The organism is Syntrophorhabdus sp. (assembly GCA_012719415.1).
Classification (GTDB): Bacteria; Desulfobacterota; Syntrophorhabdia; order Syntrophorhabdales; family Syntrophorhabdaceae; genus Delta-02.
This window is the reverse complement of record JAAYAK010000160.1, coordinates 1-5,796: the sequence shown is the minus strand read 5'-3', so window position 1 is coordinate 5,796 and position 5,796 is coordinate 1. Positions and strand designations below refer to the sequence as shown.

Sequence of the window (5,796 nt, the reverse complement as noted above, 5' to 3'; positions counted from 1 at the left end):
CGATGAGGTCGTCCTGCTTCCCGTGGTAGTGCCACGCCTTCACCACCTGGGGATATGTGGTCGTCATGTAGACCTGGCCGAAGCGCGTGAAGATCTCGTCGTCACTGCGGAGGATCTCCATGAGCCTGCCCCTCTCGTCGGGGATCACCTTCAGCATCTTGATGGCTACGCCGTCTATCATGTCCTCTCCCCCGGGGCCACGTTGTTGGCCCCCGTCTGCGAAACGAGCACGCTGGCACGGAGCAGGGATTCGAAGGTGCCCGCGTCCGTCCACCAGCCGTCAAGCATCTCCCACGTCATTGCTCCGTTCCTCACATAGGCGTTGTTCACATCCGTGATCTCGAGCTCGCCCCGCTCGGAGGGCTTCAAGGTCTTTACGATGTCGAAAACGGCCGCGTCGTAAAGATAGATCCCTATGACGGCGAGGTTGCTCCGGGGATTCTTCGGTTTCTCCACGATGTTGACGAGGTTGCCGTCCACGATCTCGGCAACGCCGAACCTTTCCGGATCGGGGACTTCCTTGAGCATGATCTTCGCCCCTTTCCCCTGCCTTTCAAAGTCGTGAACGGCCTTGATGATGTTCCGTTCGATGATGTTGTCGCCAAGAACGACGCAGACCGGTTCCCCATCGGCAAAGTACTCTGCCAGGGACAGGGCGTCGGCGATGCCTCCCTCCCCTTCCTGGTAAGTGTAGTTGAGATGCTTGAGCCCGAAATCCTTTCCGTTGCCCATCAGGCGCAGAAAATCCCCCGCGTGGTTGCCGCCCGTCACGATCATGATGTCCGTTATGCCCGCGTTGATGAGGGTCTCTATGGGATAGTAGATCATGGGCTTGTTGTACACGGGCAGAAGATGCTTGTTCGTTATCCGTGTGAGAGGCGCGAGGCGCGATCCCAGACCGCCTGCCAGTATGATGCCCTTCATGTTAACCCTCCTCCTTCTACCGGGACGTGATGCCCGTGAGGTCGAAGGAGAGCTTGAAGCTCGTGTCCCTCGGCCTCTTGGTCTGCGACAGCGACAGCACCACGGACCAGCAGCCCGGCTTGTATCTCAGGTGATACTCCGTGTCGATCCAGTCCTTTTCCATGAACGTGTACCTGATGTTGTAGCCCCCTTCAAAAAGCCAGTACGCGGCGAACATCTCCACGAAGATATCGTTGTTGAGCCCCGAATTGTAGTTGTGTGCCACGACAGCGCTGTACACCCCGGGGATGAGGTACGTAAGGCTGTTCCTCAATGTTTTCGCCCCTTCCCCGTAGACACTGAAAACGCTCTCATGCGCAAAGCTGAGATAGTCTAGCGGCGACAGGCTGAATTTCAGGTCGATGTCGGAAAAGCGCGATCCCGAACCCTTGTAAAGCTCAGACTCCTCGAGGTTACCCGAGATGCCATAGGTCTGGGACACCTCGAAAAAGGACATCTCCCGTCTGAAACCGGTCTCCCCCGAAGTATCGTAAAGATAGTGGTTGATCGAATATGTGATCGCGTTCGTCTGGTTCATCCTGTCGTAGGCGTCTATCTTGGGCGCGTCCTTGTAGCCGGTGCTGGGGATGAAGGTGTACCGGACATTCGGCCGTACCACGCTTTGCATCGATTCCAACCAGGACCATCCCGTATTGTAACCCCGCATGAACTGCATGTTGGCATCGCCGTCAAGGCGGAAGGTCTGGCGGTAGTTGCTGTTGCTTCCCGTGCCCTCGCTGCGGTTCACCGCGTAGCCCGTCTCGTAGAGAGTACCGCTGAGGATCGTGTTCAGGCCGTTGAAAGAGTATGGCAGCTTCAACGACGGATCGACGGCAAAGCGCGTATAGGTTCCTCCCGTGTCGCGATAGAAATTGGTGAGGGAGCTGTTGAGGTCGAGGTACATCTTCCCGCCGAACACCGGTATGTATTCGGTGAAGTAGGTCACCTCGGGATAATACTGGAACAATGTGCTGTCGTCCCTCATGAGGAGGTTCCTGAACTGGGTGACCCCGCCGGTGAGCAGCGACCGGGGCAGGGGCTTCTCGACGAAGATCGTCGACTTCAGCTGGCTCTCGCTGCGTTCCTGGATGGACTTTCCGAAATCCTTGAGGTAATCGTTGTCGAAGACCTGCCATATGCTGGCCTTGAGTTGAAGGTCCTTGAAGAAGACCTGCTGGTGCTTCGCCTTCACCTGGTATCGCGTGTGCCCGTAATCGCTGTCGTCGATGATGTTCCCTTCCAGTTCTCCTTTGAGGTCTTCCCTCAAGGCGTACCGGAACTGGGTACCGAGGTTGACGCCCCTCTTCTCGATGTATTCGGCGGACATCGTGGCGTCTTTGTCCTTCGAGATGGCCCAGAAATAGGACATCTTGAACTTGGCCCCATCCGCCGAAGAAAGGGCCATCTCGGGTATGAGAAATCCCGACTGCCTCTCCGCCTTCACGGGAAAGACCCCCCAGGGGATATAGAACACGGGGACGCCGAGGATATGGAAGGTGGTGGACTTCGTCTTCGCGTACCCCTCCACGGTGATGTCCACCTCGTCGGAGGTGAACGTCCACTCCGGCTTGTCCCAGCCGCAGGTGGTGAATTTTCCTTTCTTGATCTTGTACTGGGATTCCCCGGTCTTCTCGATCTCGGAGCCGTTGATATAGACATTGCCCGTCTTTATGAAAACCCGCGCCTTCTCCAGGGTCCCTTTCTTGGTCTCGAGGTTGAGCTGCATCCACTCGCATTCGATCCGGTCCCCCAGGTCTTCGTAGACGACATTGCCTTCAGCGGTGACGTCACGGGTGTTGTCATCGAGAAAAACGTAATCGGCAAAAAGGGTGCGCGTCGTTTCCCTGACCTCGACGTTTCCGCGGGCGGTGTAGGTATTCGCCGCCCGGTCATGCTCCACCTGATCGGCGATGATCTCCACCGGACCCTTCACGTCGCCGCCACGGACACCGATCTGCTGTCCCCGGGATACAAGGGGCAGAAAAAGGGCGAAAACCATCGCTATGACAAGGATCCTAGAATATCTCATTGACGGCCCGTTTGGCCTCTCCGATCGTATAGAGTGAACCCGTGACAAGGATGAGGTCCCTGTCCCCGGCAAGCTGCCGCGCCTTTCTGAGGGCGCTTCTCGTATCTTTCGTGACGATGGGGTTGTGCGCGAAACCCTTCATGCTCTCGGCCTCGAGGGCGCGCTCCGTTTTCGGCTGCGTGAGTATGGCAAGGTCCACGCAGCCGTTCATGGCCTCGAGCATCCTTCCGTACTGCTTGTCACGCATGACACCGAAAACGAGGACCTTCCTGCGGTCCCGGTAGCGGGAGCGGAGAAACCTCGCCAGCGCGCGCACGCCGGAAAGGTTGTGGGCCCCGTCGAGTATGACGAGCGGCCGCTCGCTGACCGTCTCCAGCCGTCCCTGCCATTTCACCGAAGCCAGCGCGTCTCTCACATGCTCCTCACCGGCGCGGAACCCGGCACGTGCAAGCGATTCGATCGCGCACAACGCGAGGGCCGCGTTCGAGAGCTGATGGTCCCCCTCAAGGTTAAGGGCGATATCATCGCAATCCCATCCGATCCCCCGGTAGGAGAAGCGCCTGTCACCCCTCTTCCTGCAGAGGAAATCCTTTCCCAGCACGTGGATCGGACTGCCAAGCTCCCGGGCCCGATCGGCGAGCACCCCGAGGGCCTTGCCCCGGGCGCCTGTTACAAGGGGAATGCCTTTCTTGATGATCCCCGCTTTTTCGCGGGCGATCTTACCGATGGTCCCTCCCAGTTCGCTCATGTGGTCGAAGGCGACATTGGTAATGACCGTTGTCAGCGGTTCTATGACGTTCGTGGAATCCAGTCTTCCGCCGAGGCCCGTCTCCACGACGGCCATGTCTACCTTCTCCCTCCGGAAGTGCTCGAAGGCCAGCGCCGTCGTGAAGTCGAAGTAGGTATAGAAGGGTCCCGACCCGTTCCGATGGGCCCTGTCACGAATGTACTCCGTGAGAGAGGCGACCTCATCCTCCGCGATCTCTTCCTCGTTGACGGTGATGCGCTCCGTGAAGGAAACCAGGTGGGGCGACGTGTACTTTCCGACCCGGTAACCCGCCGCCTTGAGTATGCAGGAAACCATCGTGGCGACGGACCCCTTGCCGTTCGTCCCCGCCACGTGGACCGTCCTCAAGGACCTGTGAGGGTCGCCTATCGTGCCGAGAAGCCGGCCTATGTTCTCGAGTCCGAAAACGGAGCCGAATCTCTCGAGGCCAGAAAGGTATTCCAGCGATCTTTCATAGCGGTCATCATTCATGTGATCAGGGACAGCAGCGTGTGCAGTGTCTGTTTCAGCTCTTTACGGGAGGAGATCATATCGATCATTCCATGCTCCAGGAGATATTCCGCCCGCTGAAAACCCGGGGGCAGCTTGGCCTTGATCGTTTCCTTGATCACCCTTTCCCCCGCGAAACCGATCATCGCCTTCGGTTCGGCGATGATGATGTCGCCGAGCATGCCCATGCTGGCCGAGACACCGCCAAGGGTGGGGTCGGTGAGAACCGTTATATAGGGAACCCCATTGCTCTTGAGGTGATAGATGGCTCCGGAGACCTTGGACATCTGCATGAGCGACATGATCCCTTCCTGCATCCTGGCACCGCCGGAGGAGCAAAAGAGGATGACCGGCATCTTCTGCCTTGCCCCTTCTTCGAGGGTCCGTGTGATCTTTTCTCCCACAACACTCCCCAGGCTGCCACCCATGAAATTGAAGTCGAAGATCGCGGTGAGAACGGGGATGCCGCCTATCTTCGCGCTGCCGCACATCAGGGCGTCGAACCGTTTCGCCGTTTCCTGTGTCTCGACGAGCCGTGTCTTGTATGGCTTCGTGTCTTTGAACCTCAGGAAGTCCACGGGCTCCACTTTTTCATGGAACTCGGTGAAACTGCCCCTGTCAAAGGTCAACGCTATCCTGTTCTCGACGGAAATGGGGAAATGGTAGAAACACTTGGGGCAGACATGGCGATTGCGCTCGACCTCTTTCCTGTACAGGAGCTCCTGGCAAGAATTACATTTCCTCCAGAGCGACTCTTCCTTTTCCGCCCGCGAGATCTCTTTCTGGATATTTATTTCACGGTAGGGTTTCTTCTCTTTATCCCTTTTTTTGAATAATCCCATTACTTTTCCTGTTGAATTTTTGTTGAAAAACTACCAAAATAAGTATGGCCATGTCAATAGAAAGGGTCACCATAGAGTCGGACCAGAGTGTCGAGGGATTGCTCCGCCGCCAGAGCAGGAAAGCGGGCGTCGTCGTGTGCCATCCCCACCCTCTTTATGGCGGGAACATGTACAATAACGTTGTCAGCGCCATCGAGGACGGGTACGCGGCCCAGGGCTTTACCACCCTCATCTTCAACTTTCGGGGCGTGGGGAACAGCAAGGGCGAATACGACGAGGGTGACGGAGAGGTGCGTGACGCCACCGCGGCGTACGGGGTCCTGAAAGAGCACCTGGACAACGACGCGCACATCACGCTTGCGGGCTACTCCTTCGGCGCCTGGGTCATCAGCAGATCGGCGCTTGAAATAGACAGGTTCGACAGTCTTTTTCTCGTGTCATTTCCCTGCCTTATATACAAGTATGAACACCTGAAAGGCTTTAGCAAGGAGATCATTATCGTGGGCGGCACGTACGACGACATAGCCCCCATGGATGACCTCTACGATCTCTACAAGAATCTCACCACCCTGGACAAGCACCTCAAGGTCATCGATACCACCCATTTCTATGCCGGAAAAGAGATGGAGCTGATCGATTTCATAAAAGAAACCGTTCCGAAGCGGTAGAATGGGACCATTCTCCCT

Annotated in this window: 6 protein-coding genes; 1 reads left to right on the top strand and 5 read right to left on the bottom strand. The window is 57.1% G+C overall.

Features of this window, described 5'->3' with window-relative positions; all coding sequences use genetic code 11:
* The 5 genes from GXX82_09610 to GXX82_09590 form a co-directional block, all read right to left on the bottom strand.
* On the bottom strand, positions 1-181 hold a 181-nt coding region (locus GXX82_09610; protein NLT23291.1), incomplete at its 3' end, for a dTDP-4-dehydrorhamnose 3,5-epimerase.
* On the bottom strand, positions 178-924 hold the full coding sequence (locus tag GXX82_09605; protein ID NLT23290.1) for an NTP transferase domain-containing protein: 747 nt from the start codon (positions 922-924) through the stop codon (positions 178-180). The genes GXX82_09605 and GXX82_09610, both read right to left, overlap by 4 nt.
* Positions 925-940: 16 nt before the next feature.
* Positions 941-2,992, bottom strand: a complete 2,052-nt coding sequence (locus GXX82_09600; GenBank protein ID NLT23289.1) for an LPS-assembly protein LptD — start codon at positions 2,990-2,992, stop codon at positions 941-943.
* Entirely contained in the window at positions 2,979-4,250 is a 1,272-nt protein-coding gene (locus GXX82_09595) for a bifunctional folylpolyglutamate synthase/dihydrofolate synthase (protein NLT23288.1), read from the bottom strand. The genes GXX82_09600 and GXX82_09595 overlap by 14 nt, the downstream gene beginning before the upstream one ends.
* Positions 4,247-5,110 (bottom strand): acetyl-CoA carboxylase carboxyltransferase subunit beta, encoded by an 864-nt coding sequence (locus GXX82_09590; protein ID NLT23287.1) that lies wholly within the window; start codon positions 5,108-5,110, stop codon positions 4,247-4,249. The genes GXX82_09595 and GXX82_09590 overlap by 4 nt, the downstream gene beginning before the upstream one ends.
* 50 nt (positions 5,111-5,160) lie before the next feature.
* On the opposite strand from GXX82_09590, the gene GXX82_09585 reads away from it, so the two are divergent.
* On the top strand, positions 5,161-5,778 hold the full coding sequence (locus tag GXX82_09585) for a hypothetical protein (GenBank protein NLT23286.1): 618 nt from the start codon (positions 5,161-5,163) through the stop codon (positions 5,776-5,778).
* Positions 5,779-5,796: the final 18 nt, after the last annotated feature.